This window comes from Dactylosporangium aurantiacum (genome assembly GCF_000716715.1).
Lineage (GTDB): Bacteria > Actinomycetota > Actinomycetes > Mycobacteriales > Micromonosporaceae > Dactylosporangium > Dactylosporangium aurantiacum.
Map to the genome: position 1 here is coordinate 63,460 of NZ_JNYJ01000020.1, position 20,203 is coordinate 83,662.

The window sequence follows — 20,203 nt, forward strand, 5'->3', positions numbered from 1 at the left end:
TGTAATGACGTTATAGAGAGGTGGCGGCATGGAGCAGGCGCTCGTGGACGGGATGTGGGCGTACCTCAACGCCGGGTCGGCGATGGATGTGGACGCGCTCGACCGGCTGTACGACCCAGACTTCGAAAACGTCCGGGTCGACCGGGAAGGGCGGACGGTCACGCTCACCAAGGACCAGTTCATGGCCCGTTTCCGGGCGCTGCGGGAGCAGGGACGGCGTATCGGGGAGCCCGCCGACGACGTGACGTTCCCGGCCACCACCGACCTCGGCGGCCAGGCAGCCGCGATCATGATGCGGCGGGTCAAGGACGGCGAGCCGGTGCTCTACGCGTTCATCTGGCGGATGGCGGACGGGCGGCCGACCACGATCCTGCGCGAGCTCACGTTCGACCGGGACGTCAGTGACCTGCTGCGGATGACCCGCTGAGCAGCGGGCCGGCGAGCTGGCGGGACTGGGACAGCAGCCAGGTGGTCAGGTCGGCCGGCGGCATCGGGCGGGCGTAGTGGTACCCCTGCGCGATGTCGCAGCCGAGCTGCTGCAGCGCGGCGACGTGGGCGGCACCCTCCACGCCCTCGGCGACGACCGACATGCCGAGGTTGTGGCCGAGCTCGATCGCGCCGCGGACCAGCACGGCGTCCTCCGGGTCGTCGTCCATGTGCATGACGAAGGTCCGGTCGACCTTCAGCTCGTCGACGGGCAGGCTCTTCAGGTAGGCCATCGAGGAGTACCCGGTGCCGTAGTCGTCGATGGACAGCCGGACGCCGAGGCGGTGCAGGGCGGTGAGCGTGTCGGTGGCGAGGGCCGGGTTGGCCATGACCGCCGTCTCGGTCACCTCCAGGCGCAGCAGGTCGGCGGGCAGCCCGTGCTCGTGCAGCAGGCGCGTCACGTGGCCGACCAGGTCGGGGTCGAGCAGGCAGCGCGGTGACAGGTTGACCGCGATCGGCACGAGCAGCCCCTCGTCGAGCCAGGCCCGGGCCTGCGCGATGGCCAGGCGCAGCACGTACAGAGTGAGCCGGGTGATCAGGCCGGTGGTCTCGGCGACGGGCACGAACTCCGCCGGTGGGATCGCCCCGCGGGTCGGGTGCGACCAGCGCACGAGGGCCTCGGCGCCGGACAGCCGGCCGTCGTCGAGGCGGACCTTCGGCTGATAGTGCAGGGTGAGCTGGTCGGTGACGTCCAGGGCGCGCCGCAGGTCGCCGAGCAGCAGCAGGCGGTTGCCGTCCTCGGTGTGCATGGTCGGCCGGTACAGCGTCGCGCCGGTCTTGCTGTCCTTCGCCGCGTACATGGCGATGTCGGCACAGCGCAGCAGCGCCTCGGTGCCGGTGGCGTGCTCGGGTGCCACGGCGATGCCGATGCTCACCTCCACGTCGACGGCGACGTCGGCGAGGGCGAAGGTGCGGTGCAGCTCGTTCTGCAGCCGGGCGGCGAGGCCGGCGGCGGCGTCGGCGGACGCGCCGGGCAGCAGCACCGCGAACTCGTCGCCGGACAGCCGCGCGACGACGTCGCCGGTCCGCAGCGCGCCGGTGGTGCGGGCCGCGACCTGCCGCAGCAGCTCGTCGCCGTACTGGTGGCCGAGGGTGTCGTTGACCTCCTTGAACCGGTCCAGGTCCAGCAGCAGCACCGCGACGCCGCGGGCGCCGGCCTCGCCGAGCGCCCGTGTCGTGGACTCGGTGAACAGCGTGCGGTTCGGCAGGCCGGTCAGCGCGTCGTGCGACGCGTGATACTCCTGGTCGGCGGCGTGGCGCAGCAGCCGGCGCTGGTAGCCGCCGGCGATGGCGGCGAACACGACCAGCAGCACCAGGCCGACCCCGAACGCCGCGGTCGTGGCGGTGAAGACGAGACCCTCGACGCGGTGCAGGTCCCGCATCGCCTGCGCCGCCTCCGCCGCGCTGGTCGCGGTGGCGTCGTGGACCAGTCCGCCGATCTCGTCGGCGGTCGCGTCGACCTCGGTGTCGTCGATGTGTACGACGGCCGCCAGGTCACCGCGGTCGACGGCGTCGAACAGCCGCGCCATGGCCCTCAGGTACGACGCCTGCAGCACCCGCACCCGGGCGGCGAGGTGCCGGTCGGCGGCCGAACCGCGCAGCTCGACGTCGTGCAGCGCCACCTCGAGCGCGCCGGCCGCGCCGCGGTGCAGCTCGCGGGCCGCCTCGCCGGGCTCCAGGCGGTACTGCTGCTCGGCGATCTCCTCCAGGGCCACCGCGTCGTCGGCGAGGTCGTAGGCCTCGGCGAGGGCGGTGGCGGCGAGCGCGGTGTCGGCCGAGGCGCGGGTACGGGTGGTGCCGACGACACTGACGCCGGTCAGGCCGAGCAGCACGATGGCCAGGCCGAGCACGGCGCCGGTGCGCAGCAGTCGGGACGGTCGCGGCACCACAGGTCTCCTGTCCTCCCGACGGGCGGCTCCGCCGTCCGAAGCGCCGATCCTTCCATCGGCGCGGGGTGCCGCGACCTGACCGGTCCGGCCGGGAGCAGGCTGGTTGCAGCGCGGCGGACCGCCACGCGCGAGCCAGCTCGGGGGGTGCTACTGCATCGACAGGTGCACGTGGTTGTAGTGGTCGCCGGCGGGGGTGCCGTCGCCGCCGTAGGACTTCCAGCCGCTGCTGGGCTGCCAGATGCGCTTGTACCAGATGACGTACTTGACGCCGAGGTTCTTCGCGTTGGCCACGCACCAGGCGGCGAGGGCGTCGCCGTACTGCTGGTCGGCGCCGGTCGCCCGGGCGTCGACGAAGGTCTTGGCGTTGGCGGAGAAGTCGCAGGCCTTGCCCAGCGGGTGGTCACCGCCGCCGCCGCTGCGGTAGCAGGACGTGTAGTGGGTGTAACCGGCCTTGCGCGCCTCGTTGTACGCGTTGAGCATCCGCGGGCTGATGCAGCCCGAGGTGGTCGGGTCGTCCTCGGTGCAGCCCTGCTTGGCGTAGGACCCGTCGCTGTTGCGGCCGACCGGGTTGGTGGTGACCCTGCCGCCGCTCGGCGCGCCGGTGACGGCCGCGCCGCCGCCGGCCTTGCGCAGCGCGTCCTCGGCGGCCTTCTTGTTCGCCTCCATGATCTTCAGCTGCGCCTGCTGGTTGGCGACGGCCGCGGCGAGGTCGGCCTGCTGCTGCTCCTGCTGGCGGCGGGTCGCCGCGAGCTCCCGCAGCTGTTTGTCGTCGCGGGACAGCATGTACTGCACCGTGGTCATGCCGTGGATGGCGGTGTCCGGGTCGTCGCTGGCGAGCAGCACGTTGGCCAGGCTGACCCGCCGCCCGCGGTAGGCGGCGCTGGCCACGGCGCCCGCGGACGCCTCCAGCTCGCCGAGGCGGGTCTTCGTCGCCGCGAGCTGCTCGGTGATCGCGGTCTGGTCGGCGACGGACTTGTCCAGGCGGCCCTTGGCGTCGTTGTACTCGGCGTTGGCCTTGTCGAGCGCCTGCCGGACGGTGAGATTCTGCCCGCCGTCCTCGCCCGGCTCCGCGGCCGCGGGGTCGGCGATCCCGGCCACCCCGAGCAGCAGGGAGACCACCATCAGCATCAGCAGCCCGCGCAGGTGCCGGGTCGGAGCAGTCAGCATCGCGGCCAGCATATCCAAGGACCCGCGAACCGCCAGTCGCCATAAAACTGCTGAAACGCCGTCAATACCGCGCATCTCAGGCGCCTTCCCGGCCGTCATCCAGGTGGTCCCGGCGGGGTAATCTCACGGCAAGCAACGGGGCGGCGCAGGGAGAGCAATCGTGCACTGGGGGCCGGTCGCGCGAGCCGTGTGGCCGCCGCGCCCCGGACGGTCGCTGTCCGTCCTGCTGCTGGCACTCGTGGTGAGCTGGCTGGCCGTCGGCGGCCCGGTGCGCACCGTCCATGACGCGAGCGCCGCGCAGCGCCCGGCCGGCAGCGGACAGCCCGGCAAGACCGCGCAGACCGGCGGGACGGCACAGACCGGCGGGACGGCGCAGACCGGCGGCAGCGCACACAGCGGCGAGACCGGGCAGACCGGCAGGACCGCACACAGCGGCGGAGCCGGGCAGACCGGCGGGACCGTGCAGACCGGTGCGGCCGGCGAGACCGGGACGGCCGCCTGCGCGTTCATCGGCAGCCCGGGCGGCCCCACGCGCTGCGACCACCGCGGCGACCACGCCGCCGCGGGCCGGCTGCACCCGTCGGGCCTCGGCCAGGACGACACCGGCGCCGGCTACCCGGCCGACGGTCCCGCGGCCACGCCCGGGCACCGGTCCGCCACCGCCGGCCCCCCGTCGCGCCCGTCGCTGGCGCAGCTGCAGGTCTGGCGGCGCTGAGGAGCGACACGCCCGCCGTGCAACCTCAGCCGCGCCCGCGGCGTCCCCCGTACGACCTCAGCCGCGCACGGCGTCCCCCGGAAGACCGCAGCGGCGCCACCCGTACGACCTCAGCGGCGCCCCGAGCGGCGCCACCCCGCACCGACCCGACCAGCCTCGCCGGGCCCACCCCGGCGACCACAGACCCGGATGGCGAACACCTCGATGACCGACACACCACCTTCGCGCACGCCCGTCCGCCGCCGCGTGCGGCCGGCCGTCGCCCTGACCGTCGCGGCGGCGCTGCTGCTGACGGCCTGCACCGACAAACCCGCGGCCAAGGACCCCGGCGCGGCCCAGGGCACACCGACGGCGAGCCCGGCCGCGCCGGCGCTGCCGGTGGAGCTCGCGATCAGCAGCCCCGCCAACGGCGCGGCGAACGTGCCGACCGCCCTGGACCTCGGCTACACCGCCACCAACGCCGCCGACGTGACGGTCAAGCTGACCGACGCGGCCGGGGCGGAGGTCGCCGGGGCGGCCCGCGCCGACGGCAAGGGCTGGCAGCCGGCGGCGCAGCTGAAGTACTCGACGAAGTACACCGCCACCGTCACCGCCACGGCGACCGACGGCAAGCCGACGACGGCGACCACGACCTTCACCACCATGGCCAAGCCCGGCAAGCTCGGCAAGGTCACCAGCATCATCAACGACAAGCAGGTCGTCGGCGTCGGCATGCCGGTGATCATCACGTTCGGCGTCGACGTGGCCAAGGAGCAGCGCGCCGCGGTGCAGCAGCGCATCCAGGTGACCAGCGACCCGCCGCAGGAGGGCGCGTTCAACTGGTTCACCGGCAAGGAGCTGCACTTCCGGCCGAAGGAGTACTGGCAGCCGGGCACCAAGCTGACCGTCAACGCCCGCACCGGCGGCACGAACCTGGACGGCAAGTGGTGGGGCGAGCGCGACGTCGCCTTCACCGCCACCGTCGGGCCGAAGTTCGTGATGGAGGTCGACAACGCGACCAAGCAGATGACCGTCACCCAGGACGGCCAGCTGCTGCGCACCATCCCGGTCAGCCTGGGCCGGCCGAAGAACCCGTCGGCCAGCGGCAACTTCATCATCATGATCAAGAACGAGTGGGAGTGGTTCGACTCGTCCACCTACGGCGTCCCGGCCGACTCGGACGCCGGCTACCGCACGAAGGTGTACTGGCCGCAGCGCCTCACCTGGGACGGGGAGTACATCCACTCGGCCCCGTGGTCGGAGGGTGACCAGGGCAAGCGCAACGTGTCCCACGGCTGCACCAACATCTCCGCCGCCCACGCCGAGTGGCTGTGGAAGCAGACCCGCATCGGTGACCCGGTCATCATCAAGGGCACCGAGGAGCAGGTGAAGTGGGGCAACGGCTGGACCGACTGGTCGACCAGCTGGGATCAGTACGTGAAGGGCAGCGCGGTGCCGTACGTCCCGGCCACCACGTCGGCGTCCGCGTCACCGTCGCCGTCGCCGTCGGCGAGCTGAACCCTGACGGTGCGGCGCCGGCCCTCACCGGGCGGGCCGGTGCCGCACCGGCGGCGTCACCGGGCGATCTCGACGCCCTGCACACCGTCCAGCAGGCGCAGGGTCTCCGCGATCGCCGGCAGTGAGGTGCTGTTGTCGCCGCGGGCGGTCAGCACGATCGACTGGTCGTGCCCTGCGTAGTCGACGCGCAGCACGTGCGCGCCCGGCATGGCCTCGAGGGCTTCCCGCTCGACCACGTCGAGCGGGAAGTCGGGGGCCAGGGTCAGCGTCACCTGGATGCGGTGCCGGTCCGGCAGCCAGTTGGCCTCGGCGACCTTGAACAGCCACAGCGCGCCGAGCGCGATGACGGTGACGGCGCCGGCCGCCCAGAACAGCCGCAGCCCCGTCGCCAGGCCGATCGCGGCGGTGACCCACAGCGACGCGGCGGTGGTCAGGCCGCTGATGTTCACGCCCTCCTTGAAGATGGCGCCGGCGCCGAGGAACCCGATGCCGGTGACGACCTGCGCGGCGATGCGGGTCGGGTCGGTGCCGACCTCCTTGCCGGCGATGGTGAACAGGGCCGCGCCGGCGGCGACGAGCATGTGGGTGCGCAGGCCGGCCGGCTGGGCGCCGATCTCCCGCTCCAGGCCGATGACGGCGCCGAGGAAGATGGCGATCAGCAGGGTGGGGATGACGGTCCAGTCCATCGCAAACTCATACCGTCCGGCGGCCGGTCCCGCCAGTCGTGGAAAGCGCGGACGCCGCACGGTGCCGGGCGCCTCGCGTACGGTGGCGGGATGAGTCTTCGCGAGGACGGCGAGCTGCTGCGGGACGACCTGGTGCGGCTGCGCCGCGAGCTGCACCAGGAGCCGGAGATCGGGCTGCACCTGCCCGCGACGCAGGCGCGGGTCCTGGAGGCGCTCGACGGGCTGCCGCTGGAGGTGCGCACCGGCGAGGCGCTGTCGTCGGTGACCGCGGTGCTGCGCGGCGACCGGCCGGGGCCGGTGGTGCTGCTGCGCGGCGACATGGACGCGCTGCCGGTGACCGAGCTGACCGGGCTGCCGTACGCGTCGCGGGTCGACGGCGTCATGCACGCCTGCGGGCACGACCTGCACACCGCCGGGCTGGTCGGCGCGGCCCGGCTGCTCGCGGCCCGGCGCGGCGAGTTGGCCGGCGACGTGGTGTTCATGTTCCAGCCCGGCGAGGAGGGCTACGACGGTGCCGGGCTGATGCTGCGGGAAGGGGTCCTGGACGCGGCGGGTCGGCCCGTCGAGGCGGCCTACGGCCTGCACGTGCTGGCGACCGACTTCCCGCGGGGCGTGTTCGCGTGCCGGCCCGGGCCGCTCATGTCCGCCTCCGCGGGCCTGTTCGTGAAGGTCGTCGGCGCGGGCGGGCACGGGTCGGCGCCGCACGACGCGCGCGACCCGATCCCGGCCGCGTGCGAGATGGTGACGGCGCTGCACGCGATGGTGGGGCGGCACATCAGCCCGTTCGAGCCGGTGGTGCTCACCGTCGGGGCGTTCCACGCCGGCACCCGGCGCACCATCATCCCCGACGAGGCGGTCTTCGAGGCGACGGTACGCACGTTCTCCGCCGCCGCGGCCCGCACCATGGCCCGCGAGACGGTGCGGCTGTGCGAGGGCATCGCGGCCGCGCACGGGCTGCGGGCAGAGGTGCGCTTCGAGGAGGAGTACCCGGTGACCGTCAACCACGACGCCGGCTACGACCTCGTCGCGTCCACCGCCGCCGACGTGTTCGGCGCCGACCGGTTCCAGCGGATGGCGCACCCCGACCCGGGCTCGGAGGACTTCTCGCGGGTCCTCGCACGGGTGCCGGGCGCGTACCTGTTCCTCGGCGCGGCGGTCGCCGACGACCACGTGGGACTGCCCAACAACCACGCGCCCCGGGCGATGTTCGACGACGGGGTCCTCGTCGACGGCGCCGTCATGCTCGCCGAGCTGGCGCTGCGGCACGGCGCGGCCGCCTGACGACCACCCGGCCGGCGCGGTGGGCCCCGCTGTCCAACGGTGTCCACCGCCGTCCAGGATCGCGGGCCGGCGGGGCGGGGTCACACCGACCATGAGGGCGGCGTGACCCCGCATCGAAAGGCCCTCCATGAGACTGATCCGCTCCATCGCGCTGCTGAGCGCCGCGGTGCTGGCGCTCGCCCCGGCGCCGGCGCACGCGAGCACCACCCTGACGGCGCCGACCGGCGTGCAGGCCGTGCACGTCTCCGACACCGGCGCCGACCTGTGGTGGTCGCACGACCCGCTGACCGACCAGGACGTCGTGCAACGCAACGTCGGCGGCACCTGGACCGAGTACGCCCGCGGCGCCTACGGCACCCTCGCCCTCACCGGCCTGCAGCCCGGCACGGTGTACACGTTCCGGGTGTACTCGCTGCCGACGCCGACGTCCGGGTACGCGGCGAGCCCGCCGTCGGCGCCGGTCACGTTCACGACGCTGCCCGGCCCCGACACCGTGGCACCGTCGGCGCCCGGCACCCCGCTGTCCAGCAGCGTCACGACCACGGCGGCGTCGCTGGTCTGGGGCGAGTCCACCGACAACGTCCAGGTCACCGGGTACCACCTGCAGCAGCTGGTCGGTGGCGCCTGGACCACGGTGCGCACCGTCGACGCGTTCAGCCGGTTCCAGCGGCTCACCGGGCTGGCGGCCGGCACCTCGTACACCTACGGGGTCCTCGCCTTCGACGCGCGCGGCAACACCTCCGCCCGGTCCGCGCCGGTCACGTTCACCACCCTCGCCACCACCGCCACGCCCACCTGCCGCGTCCAGATCGTCCAGTTCAACCCCGGCTTCCAGGTCTCCGTCACGATCACCAACACGACGACGGCACCGGTCAGCGGCTGGTCCGTCGGCTTCACCCTGCCGGCGACCGCGGTCATCACCAACACGTTCGGCGGCGTCGTGACCCGCTCCGGCAGCGCCGGCACGATCAGCCCGCCGGCGTGGGGCGGCACGATCGCCCCCGGCTACAGCGCGAGCCCGGGCTTCCTCGGCACGGCCAGCCCGTACACGCTGCCGGAGAGTTTCACGCTCAACGGCTCGCCCTGCACCATGGTGTGACGCCGTGACCTGGTGCGCGGGGTTCGCCGCCGCGGCGGCCCCGCGCACCGCGGCCGGGTCCGGCCTACCCTGCCCCCATCGACACCCGCGCCCGCACCGGCCCGCCCGACGCCCTCCTGGCGCCGGGCGCGGTCGCCGGTGTCCGCGACACCACGGACCTGGCGCGGCTGCTGCGGGAGCTGCGCCGCCGCGACGCCCGCCGCCGCGGCGGTGCCGAGCTGACCTACCGGGAGCTGGCCGCCGCCACCGGCTGGTCGCACGGGATCATCGGCGGGTACCTGGGCGGGCGGGTGCTGCCGCCGACCGACCGGTTCGACGTCCTCGTGCGGCTGCTCGGCGCGTCCCCGGCGGAGCAGGGTGCCCTGGCGACCGCGCGCGACCGGGTCGAGGAGCACCGCCGGCCCGCGGCCGCGCCGCCGGTGCCTGAGGTCGTCGTGCCGCCTTCGGTGCCCGAGGTCGCCGTGCCCCGGCAACTGCCGCCCGACGTGCCCGCGTTCACCGGGCGGGCGGCGCCGCTCGCCGGCCTCGACGCCCTCCTCGACGCCCCGTCCGCCGGCGGGCCGCCGGGGGCCGGGGCGCCGCGGGTCGCGCTGATCGCCGGGACCGCCGGCGTCGGCAAGACCGCGCTCGCGGTGCACTGGGCGCACCGGGTCGCCGGCCGGTTCCCCGACGGCCAGCTCCACGTCGACCTGCGCGGGTACGACCCGCAGCAGCCCGTCGACCCCGGTGACGCCCTCGCCGGGTTCCTGCGCGGCCTCGGCGTGCCCGCCTCCGGCATCCCCGCCACCACCGCCGAACGGGCCGCCCGCTACCGCACGGAGGTCGCCGGCCGGCGACTGCTGGTCCTGCTCGACAACGCCTCCACCGCCGACCAGGTGCGGCCGCTGCTGCCCGGCACCGGCGGCTGCGTGGTGGTGGTGACCAGCCGCGACGCGCTCGGCGGCCTGGTCGCCCGGGACGGTGCGCACCCGGTCCACCTGGACCGGCTGGACCCGGCCGCCTCCCGGGCGTTGCTGCGGCGGCTGCTCGGCCCGGCCGCGGACACCGGCACCGTCGAGCTGCTCGCCCGGCGGTGCGCGGGGCTGCCGCTGGCGCTGCGGGTCGCGGCCACCAGGGACCCGCAGGACACGACCGGCGGGCTGGACGCCTTCGACGCGGGCGGCGACCCGCGCACCGCGCTGCGGTCGGTCTTCTCGTGGTCGCTGCGGCGGCTCGGCCCGCCCGCCGCCGCGGCGTTCCAGCTGCTCGGGCTGCATCCCGGCCGGGTCGTCGACGCGCCGGTGACGGCCGCGCTCGCCGGGGTGCCGGTGCCCGCCGGCCGGGCGGCGCTGGACGAGCTGGCCCGCGCGCACCTCGTCGAGCCGGCCGGCGACGGCGGGTACGGGATGCACGACCTGCTGCGGGCGTACAGCGCCGAGCTCGCCGCCGGGCTGCCCGACGGTGCGGCCCGGGCCGCCCTGGACCGCCTCGCCGCGCACCTGCTGGACACCGCCACGGCGGCGGCCGCCGCCCTGTTCCCGCACGACCACCACCGCCCCGCGCGCTCCACTGTGGACGGCCCGGGCGCGGCGCAGCGGTGGCTGGACCGGCACCGCGCCGCCCTCGTCGCCCTGGCCCGGTCCCGTGCCGCCGTCGAGCTGTCCCGGGTGCTGTGGCGGTACCTGGAGGTCGGCGGCCACTACCGCGACGCGCTCGCCCTGCACACGGCCGCCGCCGCGCACGACGACGCCGGCGCGCACACCAGCCTCGGCGCGGTCCACTGGCTGCTCGGCGACCACGACCGGGCCAGGGTCCACTTCGGACGGTCGCTGCGCGGGCACCGCGCGGCCGGCGACACGACCGGCGAGGCCCGCGCGACGGCCCGGCTGGCGCTGGTGCACGAGCGGCTCGGCGACCACGACGAGGCCGCGGCCCGGCTCCGCGACGCGCTCGCCATGTACCGGGCCGCCGGCGACCGGCACGGCGAGGCCGCGCAGCTGCTCAACCTCGGGTTCACGTACCAGCGCATGCACCGCCACGCGACGGCGGAACGGCACCTGCGGCAGGCGGCCGGCCTCTTCGCCGAGCTCGGCGACCGCCGCCTGGAGGGCTACGCGCTGGGCAACCTCGGCGCGGTGGAGAGCGCGACCGGCCGGCCGGTCCAGGCCCTCGGGCACCTGCGGGAGGCCTTGGCGCGCTGCGTCGAGGCCGGCGACCGGGGCGGCGAGGGCACCGCGCACGCGACGATCGGGGCCGCGTACCACCGCGCCGGCCGGCCCGCGAAGGCGCTCGGCCACCTGCGGCGCGCCCTCGCCATCGGCCGCGCGACCGGCGAGTGCGGCCTGGAGGTGGAGGCGCTCAACACCCTCGGCGACGTGCTGCTGGCCGCCGGCCGCCCGGACGCGGCGGCGCGCCGCTTCGCCGCCGCCCGCGCCCTCGCCGAACGCACCGGCGACCGGCACGGGCTCGCCGGCGCCCTGGACGGCGAGGCCCGCACCCGCCGGGCCGGCCCGGCCGGCCGGTGACGGGCCGCCCCGGCGTACCCGCGACGAGGCCGTCCCGGCACGCCGGCGACGAACCCGCCGGGGCACGCCCGACGGCACCGCCGGCCCGGCGCGGCACGCCGGTCACCGGTCAGCAGGGCACGCCGTTGACGGTGATGTCCGACGGCACCTCCGTGCTCGCCGCCGAGGCCGTCCAGCCGAACCGCACCGACCGGCCCGCGTCGATGAGCGCGTTGTACGACTCGTTCGTCGCGGTCACGGTGAACGGGTCCGGCTGCGCCATCCTCGCCTGCCAGGCGGTGAGGTTGCCGGTCGCGCTGCGGAACGTCCACCTGGCCGCCCACCCGTTGACCGCGGGCCCGTGGTTGACGACGGTGAGGTCCGCGACGAACCCGCCCGTCCAGGCGGAGAACCGGTAGTCACAGCTGAAGGCGGGCACGGTGTCGGCCGCCGCGGGCCCGGCCCAGGCGAGCGGCGGCACGGCGGCGACGGCGGCGAGGAGCAGTCGGAAACGGCGGGACATGGCGCCTCCACGGCGGGGGTGCGGATCGGGCACGGCACGCGCCGGTGTCGCGGCTCGTGTGCCGCACCGGCCGCTCGGCTCCCACCACGGCTCGCGGCCAGAATCTACCGAGCGCCGCCGCCACCGGTCAACGATCCCGGCGGCCGGTCCGTAGGCTGGCCCGCGAGCGGTGAAATGCACGGCCCCCGGCGGACATGTATGGGCGACACACCGCCTCCGCAGGATGGGAGCCACCCTTGGCACGAGCCCCGAGCGCCGCCCGCTTCGAAGCCCTGTACCGCGCCTGCTACCAGGATCTGCTCGGTTACGCCCTGCGCCGGGTCGAGCGGCCCGAGGCGGCCGCCGACGTGGTCGCCGACACGTTCCTGGTCGCCTGGCGGCGCATCGACGAGATCCCCGACGAGCAGGCCCGGCCGTGGCTGTTCGGGGTCGCCCGCAACGTCCTGGCCAACCATCAGCGGGCCGACCGGCGCCGCGCCGACCTCGGTGCGCGGCTGCGCCGGGAGCTGGCGGACGCCACCGCGATCGAGCCGGCGGTGCCGCCGGAGATCGCCCACGCGTTCCGTGGCCTGCCCGAGGGCGACCAGGAGGTGCTGCGGCTGGTGGCCTGGGAGGGCCTGACCGCCGAGGACCTCGCGGTCACGTTGGGCTGCTCGGTCAACGCCGCCCGGATCCGCCTGCACCGCGCCCGCCGCCGGTTCGCCGAGGCACTGCGCTCGCCGTCCCTGACCAGCCGTTCGAGGAGCCACCGTGACTGACGTCGACGAGGAGCAGGACCACCTGGTCCGGCTGCTGTCCCCCACCGTGCACGTCCCGTCCGCGGCGCAGGCGGCCGGTGACGAGCTGCTGCGCGACATCCTGCGCACCGAACGGCCGTCGCCGTGGCGGCGCCGGCTGCTGGTCGCCGTGCCGGCCGTCGCCGGGCTGGCCGCGGCCGCGGTCGCGGTCAGCGCGCTGCTGCCCACCTCGACGCCGGTCGGGCCGGCGCCGGCCGGCGCGGCGCTCGCCTTCACCGAGGACGCCGGCTACCTGATCGTCACGATCAAGGACCCGGCGGCCGATCCCCAGCGGTACCGCGACGAACTGGCCCGGCACGGGCTCAACATCAAGATCGAGCTGGTGCCGGCCAACCCCCAGGACGTCGGCAAGGTGGTGCACGAGGAGGTCGGCGACACCGGCGGCGGGCCGACCCTGGAGGCGATCGAGGATCCGGGCCGGTGCACCGCCAACGGCGCCTGCCAGGTCGGGTTCAAGGTGCCGCTGAACTTCACGTCCTACGCGGTCGTCGCGTTCGGGCGTACCCCGCTGCCCGGCGAGTTCGTCGAGGGCGGCTCCGACCAGCAGAACGCCGACGCTGACGCGCTGGTCGGCAAGCGGGTGTCCGAGGCACGCCGGCTGCTCGTGGCGCAGGGCAGGACCGCGGAGTACCGGGTCGGCTGGGACTCCCTGGCCGCCACGGAGGCGCAGGTGCCGGGCGACTGGATCGTCTACGACACCGCCCCCGTCTCCAACACCGTGGTGGTGCTGTGGGTGTCGCCGGACGGCAAGGCGCCGGACAAGCCGCGGCCGAGCCCGTCGGGCCAGGTCGTCGCGCCGAGCGTCAAGGCCGGCTGAACACCGCCGCGCCGGGGGGCGGGATCCCGTCCTCCGGCGCGGGACGCGCCGCGTGGCCCGGTCAGGCGGCCAGCGCGGGGACCGGACCGGGCGGCTCCACGTGGCGCCGGGCCCGCATCGCCTCCAGCGCGGCCACGACGGTCGAGGTCACGTGGTCGGCGCCCGGCATGCCGTCCACGGACAGCAGGATGCCGCGGCGGTGGTACCAGTCCAGGATCGGCTCGGTGACCCGGTGGTACAGGGCCAGCCGCCGCCGGATGACGGGTTCGGTGTCGTCGGAGCGGTGCTCTGTCCCGGCTCGCGCCAGCAGCCGCCGGACCACCTCGTCGTCGTCGGTGCGCAGGTGCAGCGCCACGTGCGCCGTCGCGCCGATCGACGCGGCGATCTGATAGGCGGCCCACGCCTGGGTGGCGGTGCGCGGGTAGCCGTCGAGCACGTAGCCGACACCGGCGGCGGTCGCGTCGGCCAGGGAGCCCCGGACCAGGTCCTGCATGAGCAGGTCCGGCACCAGGCTGCCCCGGTCCAGATGCCGCTGCACCCGGCGGCCGAGGGGGGTGCCGAGCGCGACGTGGCGGCGCAGCAGGTCGCCGGTCGCGAGGTGCGGCACACCGAAGTGGGCGGCGATCCGCCCGCCCTGCGTCCCCTTGCCGGCTCCGGGTGGTGCGATCATCAGTACCCGCATGGTTACTCCTTGTCTCGACGTGGTCACCAATGAATGTTGCTGGCGGGCGCCGTGCCGCCGCATGGGTCAGATGACTCAATCGCGGGCTACCGTGGGACGCGCACAGGTCCGCACCCTCGTCGCGGGGGCAGGTCACGGTGACGGTTCCAGCACATTCCCGCCGGCACTCCGGCGCACGCCCCACCGCCGAGCTGCTCGGCCGGGCGGGTGAGCTGCGCACGATCGACGCGGTGCTCGCCGGCACCGACCCGCCGGGGCCGTGCCTGCTGCTGCGCGGCGACCCGGGCGCCGGCAAGACGGCCCTGCTGGACGCCGCCGGGGCCCGCGCCGTGGCGGCCGGCGCGCGGGTGCTGCGGGCGGGCGGCGCGCCGTTCGAGGCCGACATCCGCTTCTCGGCACTGCACCAGATGCTGTATGCCGACCGTGACGTCGCCGGGCGGCTCCCCGACGACCAGCGCGACGCCCTGGCGCACGTGTTCGGCCGGGGCGGCGCCCGCGACGCGGACCAGCTCGTGCTCGCCACCGCCGTGCTGGCCCTCGTGCAGGAGATCGCCGCCGGCCGGCCGCTGCTGCTGCTGGCCGACGACGTGCAGTGGATCGACCCGGCCAGCGCGACGGTCCTCGGGTTCCTGGCCCGGCGCGTCGGCGGCACCTCCGCGCGGTTCCTGGCCGCGGCTCGCACCGGCACGGCGTGCCTCTTCGACGAGATGCGGCTGCCGGAGCACATCGTCGGCCCGCTGCCCGCGGCGGCGGCGGTCGCGCTGCTGGACTCCCGCCACCCCGGCCTGCCGGGCGTGGTGCGGCGACGGCTGCTGGCCGACGCCGCCGGCAACCCCCTGGCCCTGCTGGAGCTGCCCGGCTCGCTCACCGACGCGCAACGCTCCGGGCAGGTGGCCCTGCCGCAGTTCCTGCCGTTGAACAACCGCCTCGATGCGACGTTCGCCAAAGGCCTGGCGGCGCTGCCCGAGCCGGCCCGCGCCCTGCTGCTGCCGGCGGCGCTGGACCAGGAGGCCGACCTGTCCGTCCTGCGGGCCGCCGCCGGGCCGCACGCCGACGTGCGGGACCTGGCCCCGGCCCGGCAGGCCGGTCTGGTCACCGTCGACGAGGCCGGCGACCGGCTGGTGTTCCGCCATCCGCTGATCCGCGCCGCGATCGTCCAGCTGACCTCCGCCGACGAGCGGCGCCGCGCGCACCGCGCCCTCGCCGAGGCGCTCGCCGCCTCCCCCTCGGGGTACCGCGGCACCGCGCCGGAGCGCCGCGCCCGGCACCTCGCCGCCGCCGCGACCAGCCCGGACGAGGCGGTCGCCCGCGCGCTCGACGAGGTGGCCCAGACGGCCTGGGGCGGCCGCGGTGGCCGGCCGCACGGCGGCGCCGCCGGGGCGGTCAGCGCGCTCGTACGCGCCAGCGAGCTCAGCGAGCGGCCGCACCAGCGCTCGCGGCGGCTCGTCGAGGCGGCCTTCCTCGCCAACGTGACCGGCCAGCTCGACCGGGTGCCGCACCTGCTGCACGACGCCGGGCAGAGCACCGACACGGCGACCGGGCTCGTGTTCGCCGCCACCGCGCACCTGCTGACCAACGGCGAGTGCGACCTCAACACGGCCCAAGCCCTGCTCGCCAAGGCCCTGGACTCCCTCGGCGCCGAGTCCGACGGCGCCGAGGGATGGGACGCCTACGGCGTGCTGTACGCGCTGCTGTTCGTGTCCGTCTACAGTGGACGCGCACAGCCGTGGAACCTGCTGCGGGTCGCGCTGGAGCGGTTCGACCCGGCGGCCGTGTCCGCGCTGCGGCTGTGCTACGACGCGTTCGCCGATCCGGCCGGCCCAACCCGCCCGGTCCAGCGGCTCGACGCCGCCTTCGAGGCGCTGTCCGCGGATCCGGCGCCGTGGCAGTTCATCCCTCTCGCGTACGCGGCCGTCCAGCTCGACGCCCTCGGCGAGTACCGGCACGTGTGCCGCCGCATCATCGACCGCGAACGCGACGGCGGGATCGTCACCGTCGTCATCGCCGGGCTGCTGATGCTCAGCGTCGACTCGGTCGCGCACGGGGACTGGGCGGAGGCGGAGCAGCTGGCGAAGGAGGCGCTGGACGCCGCCCGGACCGACGGCTACCACCTCCTCGAAGGACAGATCGGGTGCCGGCTGGCGCTGATCGGGGCGCTGCGCGGCGACCTCGGCCGCACCCGGGCGCTCACCGACGACGTGGCCCGCTGGACGACCCAGCGCGGGGTCGGGCTGACCCAGGCGCTGGCGACGCAGGCCCGCGCGATCGCCGCCCTCGGCCGCCGCGACTACGAGGACGCCTACCTGCAGGCGAGCCGGATCACCCCGCCCGGCCGGCCGGGCGTCGGCGTCCCCGACCGGTGGATGGTGCTCGACCTCGTCGACGCCGCCGTCCACCTCGGACACCTCGACGAGGCACGGGCCCACGTCGAGGCGGCCCGCCGCGCCCGGGTCGCCGAGGTGTCCAGCCGCATCGCGCTGCAGGTCGCCGGGGCGGCCGCGCTCGCCGCGCCCGACGAGGAGGCCGACCGGCTGTACACCGAGGCGCTGGCCACGCCGGAGGCGAAGCAGTGGCCGTTCGAGCGGTCGCGGATCCGGCTCGCGTACGGCGAGTGGCTGCGCCGTACCCGCGACACCACCGCCGCCCGGCTGCAGCTGCGGCAGGCCCTGGAGTGCCTGGACCGGCTCGGCGCCCGCCCGTGGGCGGACCGGGCCCGCAACGAGCTGCGCGCCGCCGGCGTGGCGACGTCGCGGGCCGGCGCGTCGGCGGCGCTGACGCCGCAGGAGCGGCAGATCGCCACGCTCGCGGCGACCGGCCTCACCAACAAGCAGATCGGCGAGCGGCTGTTCCTGTCGCACCGCACCGTCGGCGCCCACCTGCACCGCGCCTTCCCGAAGCTCGGCGTCACCTCCCGCGCCGCCCTCGCCGGCGCCCTCGAGGCACACCCGCCCGGCGGCGGCTGACATTTCGAAAAACCAATCACACCAACGGATGCCCGCGGTCGGGCATGATGTGGACGAGCATCGCCCCGTGCTGCTGGAGGTCCGGTGTCAGCGTCCGTTCCACGTCCCGCGGCACCGATCGTGTTCGCGTACGCCACCTTCGTCCTGGTCGGACTCAGCGCCGGGGTCGGCGGGGTGCTCCTGCCCGCGCAGATCGGCGACTACGGGCTGGACAAGGCCACGATCGGCGTCACGTTCTTCGCCTTCTCCGCCGGGTTCCTGCTGGCCGGTTCCACCGCCGGGGCCCTCATCCACCGGCTCGGCACCGGGGCCGCGCTGGGCGCGGGTGGGCTCGCGTTCGTCGCCGGCGGCCTGTACACCGCGACCCGCCCGTCGTTCGCCGCCCTCGTCGCCGTGCAGATCGTCGCCGGTTACGGCACCGGCGTGCTGGAGTCGGTGCTCAACGCCCACCTCGCGGCGCTGCCCGGCTCGACGACGCTGCTGAACTGGCTGCACGCGTTCTTCGGCGTCGGCGCGCTGGCCGGCCCGCCCTTGGCGACCTGGATGCTGGGCTTCACCGCGTGGACGTCGGTGTGCCTGGTGCTGGCGCTGGCGTGCGTGCCGCTCGTCGCCGGCTTCTACCTGACGTCGCGCGCCGCGACCCCGGACCCGTCAGCGGTCCCGGTCGCGGCCCCGGCAGCCGGCCCGGCAGCCGGCCCGGCAGTGGACACGGTGGCGGACCCGGCTGCGGACGGCGGGCTGCTGCGGTCGGCGGTCCGGCGGCCCGCGGTCCTGCTCGGCGCCGTCTTCCTCGCCGTGTACGTCGGCCTGGAGATCAGCGTCGGCAACTGGGGCTTCAGCTTCCTCGTCGGCGAGCGGGGGCACGGCGACCTGCTCGCCGGGTACACGGTCAGCGGCTACTGGCTCGGCCTGACCCTCGGCCGGTTCGTGCTCAGCCCGCTCGCCGCCCGCCTGCGGTGGACCGCGACCCGGCTGACCTTCGCGTGCCTGTTCGGCGTCACCTCCGCCACCGCGCTGCTGTGGGCGGCCCCGGTGACGGCCGTGGCGGTGGTCGCGTTCGCGCTGCTCGGCTTCTTCCTCGGCCCGATCTTCCCGACCACGATGGCGGTCGCCCCGTCGTTCGCCGGGCAGCGACTGGCCCCCACGACGATCGGGCTGCTCAACGGCGGTTCCGTCCTCGGCGGTGCGCTGTTTCCGTTCCTGGCCGGCGCGATCGCCGACCGTGCCGGGATCTGGATCCTGCCGCCGTTCGTCGTCGTGCTCGCCCTGACCCAGCTCGTCATCTGGTGGCGCACGGTCCAGCACCTGGCCGCGCCGGCACCGCTCGCCGCCGCGGGCCACTGACCGCCGCGCCCGCGGTGCCGGGCGGCCCGATCCCGCCGGTGGCTGCGCCGCGGCGCCGGCTGAGCTATCGTGCCGTGTGAGCGCTCACATAGACGGTGGCGATCACCCTCGGCCTGGCGACGGTGCCCGGCCGCGCCCCGCCCGCCGTCCGGCACCACCGTCGGGCCCCCGGCCCGACCCGCCCATATGCCCGGAGGGGACCGCCAACCCCCTTCCACACCCCACGAGGAGTGCCGATGTCCGCACCCCGACCCTGGCTGCGCCGGCTGGTCCCGGCCGCCGCCCTGCTGCTCGCCTGCCTGGTGGCGGTGCCGGCGCACGCCGCCACCGTGACCGTGGCCAGCGGCGGCCAGTTCCGCGACACCGCCGGCAACGTCGTGCACGCGCACGGCGGCGGCGTGCTCAAGGTCGGCCAGTACTACTACTGGTTCGGCGAGAACCGCAACACCGACAACACCTTCCGCAACGTCTCGGTGTACCGGTCCACGGACCTGCGCACCTGGGAGTTCCGCAACAACGTGCTCACCCAGGCGTCGCACGCCGAGCTGGCGTCGGCGAACATCGAACGGCCGAAGGTCGTCTACAACAGCTCGACCGGGCAGTTCGTGATGTGGATGCACAAGGAGGGCGCCACGAACTACGCCGAGGCCCGCGCCGCCGTCGCCACATCGTCCACCGTGGACGGTGCGTACACGTACCGGGGCAGCTTCCGGCCGCTGGGGTACATGTCGCGCGACATCACGCTGTTCCGCGACGACGACGGCACCGCGTACATGATCTCGGCGGCGAACGAGAACGCCGACCTGCACGTGTACCGGCTGACCGCCGACTACCTGGGCGTCAGCGCTCAGGTGCAGCGGCTGTGGCCGGGCTCCTACCGCGAGGCACCGGCCATGTTCAAGCGCAACGGCGTGTACTTCCTGCTCACGTCCGGCGCGACCGGCTGGGCCCCGAACCAGCAGAAGTACGCGACTGCCACGTCCGTCACCGGCACCTGGAGCGGGCTGCAGAACACCGGCGACAACACCGCCTACGGCTCGCAGACGGCGTACGTGCTGCCGGTGCAGGGCAGCACCACCACCTCGTACCTGTACCTCGGTGACCGCTGGGCCGGGGCGTGGGGCGGGCGGGTCAACGACTCGCAGTACATCTGGCTGCCGCTGCAGTTCCCGACGGCCACCAGCCTGAGCCTGGGCTGGGCGCCGCAGGTCAGCATCGACACGGCGACCGGAGTGGTGCAGGGCACCGCCGGCCCGGCGGAGCAGCTCGTCGCCCGGCACAGCGGCAAGTGCCTCGACGTCTCCTCCGGCTCCACCGCCGACAGCGCGCGCACGCTGCAGTACACCTGCGGCAGCGGGACCAACCAGCGCTTCACGGTGCAGGACCTCGGCACCGGATACGTGCGCCTGGTGGCCCGGCACAGCGGCAAGTGCCTGGACGTCACGAGCGGCTCGACCGCCGACGGCGCGACCGTCGTGCAGTACACGTGCGGTGGCGGCACCAACCAGCAGTGGCAGGTACAGGACGCCGGGGGCGGCTACGTCCGGTTCGTCGCCCGGCACAGCGGCAAGTGCCTGGACGTCAGCGGCGCCTCGACCGCCGACGGCACCGCCGTGATCCAGTGGACCTGCGGCGGCGGCACCAACCAGCAGTGGACCCGCCGCGTGGCGGCGTAACCGTCCACCGGACCTGACCCTGCCACCGGTAGCGGCGGCGGGGTCAGGTCACCGCGGCCCGTCGAAGCTCGCCGGGCCGCACCGGGAGGGCTGATGTG

General features: G+C 75.3%; 16 protein-coding genes. 11 read left to right on the plus strand and 5 right to left on the minus strand.

Annotated features, from left to right (window positions below; translation table 11 throughout):
• Positions 1-28: 28 nt before the first annotated feature.
• Complete coding sequence (locus OP18_RS22010) at positions 29-427, plus strand: nuclear transport factor 2-like protein (RefSeq protein ID WP_033360875.1); 399 nt, start codon at positions 29-31, stop codon at positions 425-427.
• Here OP18_RS22010 and OP18_RS22015 read toward each other — a convergent pair.
• Both OP18_RS22015 and OP18_RS22020 read right to left on the minus strand, forming a co-directional pair.
• Entirely contained in the window at positions 399-2,372 is a 1,974-nt protein-coding gene (locus OP18_RS22015; RefSeq protein ID WP_156089691.1) for a putative bifunctional diguanylate cyclase/phosphodiesterase, read from the minus strand. The genes OP18_RS22010 and OP18_RS22015 overlap by 29 nt on opposite strands.
• 150 nt (positions 2,373-2,522) lie before the next feature.
• The gene (locus OP18_RS22020) at positions 2,523-3,542 is read right to left on the minus strand and encodes a coiled-coil domain-containing protein (protein WP_033360996.1); all 1,020 of its coding nucleotides are present in this window, start codon (positions 3,540-3,542) and stop codon (positions 2,523-2,525) included.
• A 160-nt stretch (positions 3,543-3,702) separates the two neighbouring features.
• Between OP18_RS22020 and OP18_RS22025 the strand changes: the two genes are divergently transcribed.
• Together OP18_RS22025 and OP18_RS22030 are read left to right on the plus strand one after the other, a co-directional pair.
• The gene (locus tag OP18_RS22025) at positions 3,703-4,257 is read left to right on the plus strand and encodes a hypothetical protein (RefSeq protein ID WP_156089692.1); all 555 of its coding nucleotides are present in this window, start codon (positions 3,703-3,705) and stop codon (positions 4,255-4,257) included.
• Between the two features lie 204 nt (positions 4,258-4,461).
• Positions 4,462-5,754, plus strand: a complete 1,293-nt coding sequence (locus OP18_RS22030; RefSeq protein WP_033360997.1) for a L,D-transpeptidase — start codon at positions 4,462-4,464, stop codon at positions 5,752-5,754.
• 56 nt (positions 5,755-5,810) lie between these two features.
• Here the strand turns inward: OP18_RS22030 and OP18_RS22035 are convergent, their stop codons facing one another.
• Positions 5,811-6,440, minus strand: a complete 630-nt coding sequence (locus tag OP18_RS22035) for an MgtC/SapB family protein (RefSeq protein ID WP_033360877.1) — start codon at positions 6,438-6,440, stop codon at positions 5,811-5,813.
• A gap of 90 nt (positions 6,441-6,530) precedes the next feature.
• On the opposite strand from OP18_RS22035, the gene OP18_RS22040 reads away from it, so the two are divergent.
• The 3 genes from OP18_RS22040 (at position 6,531) to OP18_RS22050 (ending at position 11,324) form a co-directional block, all read left to right on the plus strand.
• Positions 6,531-7,721: a M20 metallopeptidase family protein gene (locus tag OP18_RS22040; RefSeq protein ID WP_033360878.1), complete on the plus strand. Its 1,191-nt coding sequence runs from the start codon at positions 6,531-6,533 to the stop codon at positions 7,719-7,721.
• A 127-nt stretch (positions 7,722-7,848) separates the two neighbouring features.
• Complete coding sequence (locus OP18_RS52860; RefSeq protein WP_052387116.1) at positions 7,849-8,820, plus strand: cellulose binding domain-containing protein; 972 nt, start codon at positions 7,849-7,851, stop codon at positions 8,818-8,820.
• A gap of 290 nt (positions 8,821-9,110) precedes the next feature.
• The gene (locus tag OP18_RS22050; RefSeq protein WP_052387117.1) at positions 9,111-11,324 is read left to right on the plus strand and encodes an ATP-binding protein; all 2,214 of its coding nucleotides are present in this window, start codon (positions 9,111-9,113) and stop codon (positions 11,322-11,324) included.
• Between the two features lie 109 nt (positions 11,325-11,433).
• On the opposite strand, the gene OP18_RS22055 is transcribed toward OP18_RS22050, so the two are convergent.
• The gene (locus OP18_RS22055) at positions 11,434-11,826 is read right to left on the minus strand and encodes a cellulose binding domain-containing protein (RefSeq protein WP_033360879.1); all 393 of its coding nucleotides are present in this window, start codon (positions 11,824-11,826) and stop codon (positions 11,434-11,436) included.
• 236 nt (positions 11,827-12,062) lie between these two features.
• Between OP18_RS22055 and OP18_RS22060 the strand changes: the two genes are divergently transcribed.
• Positions 12,063-12,584: an RNA polymerase sigma factor gene (locus tag OP18_RS22060; RefSeq protein ID WP_033360880.1), complete on the plus strand. Its 522-nt coding sequence runs from the start codon at positions 12,063-12,065 to the stop codon at positions 12,582-12,584.
• Positions 12,577-13,440 (plus strand): hypothetical protein, encoded by an 864-nt coding sequence (locus tag OP18_RS22065; protein ID WP_033360881.1) that lies wholly within the window; start codon positions 12,577-12,579, stop codon positions 13,438-13,440. Before OP18_RS22060 ends, OP18_RS22065 begins: the two co-directional genes overlap by 8 nt.
• A 61-nt stretch (positions 13,441-13,501) precedes the next feature.
• Here OP18_RS22065 and OP18_RS22070 read toward each other — a convergent pair whose 3' ends face one another.
• Positions 13,502-14,122, minus strand: coding sequence for an adenylate kinase (locus tag OP18_RS22070; protein ID WP_052387118.1), 621 nt, complete (start codon positions 14,120-14,122; stop codon positions 13,502-13,504).
• A 137-nt stretch (positions 14,123-14,259) separates the two neighbouring features.
• Between OP18_RS22070 and OP18_RS22075 the strand changes: the two genes are divergently transcribed.
• From OP18_RS22075 to OP18_RS22085, 3 genes are all read left to right on the plus strand, one after another.
• The gene (locus OP18_RS22075; protein WP_052387119.1) at positions 14,260-17,085 is read left to right on the plus strand and encodes an AAA family ATPase; all 2,826 of its coding nucleotides are present in this window, start codon (positions 14,260-14,262) and stop codon (positions 17,083-17,085) included.
• Positions 17,086-17,169: 84 nt separating this feature from the next.
• Positions 17,170-18,429, plus strand: a complete 1,260-nt coding sequence (locus OP18_RS22080) for an MFS transporter (protein ID WP_081970989.1) — start codon at positions 17,170-17,172, stop codon at positions 18,427-18,429.
• A gap of 236 nt (positions 18,430-18,665) precedes the next feature.
• Positions 18,666-20,105, plus strand: a complete 1,440-nt coding sequence (locus OP18_RS22085; RefSeq protein WP_052387121.1) for an RICIN domain-containing protein — start codon at positions 18,666-18,668, stop codon at positions 20,103-20,105.
• The last annotated feature ends 98 nt before the right edge of the window (positions 20,106-20,203 follow it).

Bases quoted from the DNA above. Each gene is read 5' to 3' on its own strand.
- OP18_RS22070 (WP_052387118.1), bottom strand. From the start codon at position 14,122: ATGCGGGTACTGATGATCGCACCACCCGGAGCCGGCAAGGGGACGCAG.
- OP18_RS22085 (WP_052387121.1), top strand. From the start codon at position 18,666: ATGTCCGCACCCCGACCCTGGCTGCGCCGGCTGGTCCCGGCCGCCGCC.
- OP18_RS22040 (WP_033360878.1), top strand. From the start codon at position 6,531: ATGAGTCTTCGCGAGGACGGCGAGCTGCTGCGGGACGACCTGGTGCGG.
- OP18_RS22030 (WP_033360997.1), top strand. From the start codon at position 4,462: ATGACCGACACACCACCTTCGCGCACGCCCGTCCGCCGCCGCGTGCGG.
- OP18_RS22055 (WP_033360879.1), bottom strand. From the start codon at position 11,826: ATGTCCCGCCGTTTCCGACTGCTCCTCGCCGCCGTCGCCGCCGTGCCG.
- OP18_RS52860 (WP_052387116.1), top strand. From the start codon at position 7,849: ATGAGACTGATCCGCTCCATCGCGCTGCTGAGCGCCGCGGTGCTGGCG.
- OP18_RS22020 (WP_033360996.1), bottom strand. From the start codon at position 3,542: ATGCTGACTGCTCCGACCCGGCACCTGCGCGGGCTGCTGATGCTGATG.
- OP18_RS22035 (WP_033360877.1), bottom strand. From the start codon at position 6,440: ATGGACTGGACCGTCATCCCCACCCTGCTGATCGCCATCTTCCTCGGC.
- OP18_RS22010 (WP_033360875.1), top strand. From the start codon at position 29: ATGGAGCAGGCGCTCGTGGACGGGATGTGGGCGTACCTCAACGCCGGG.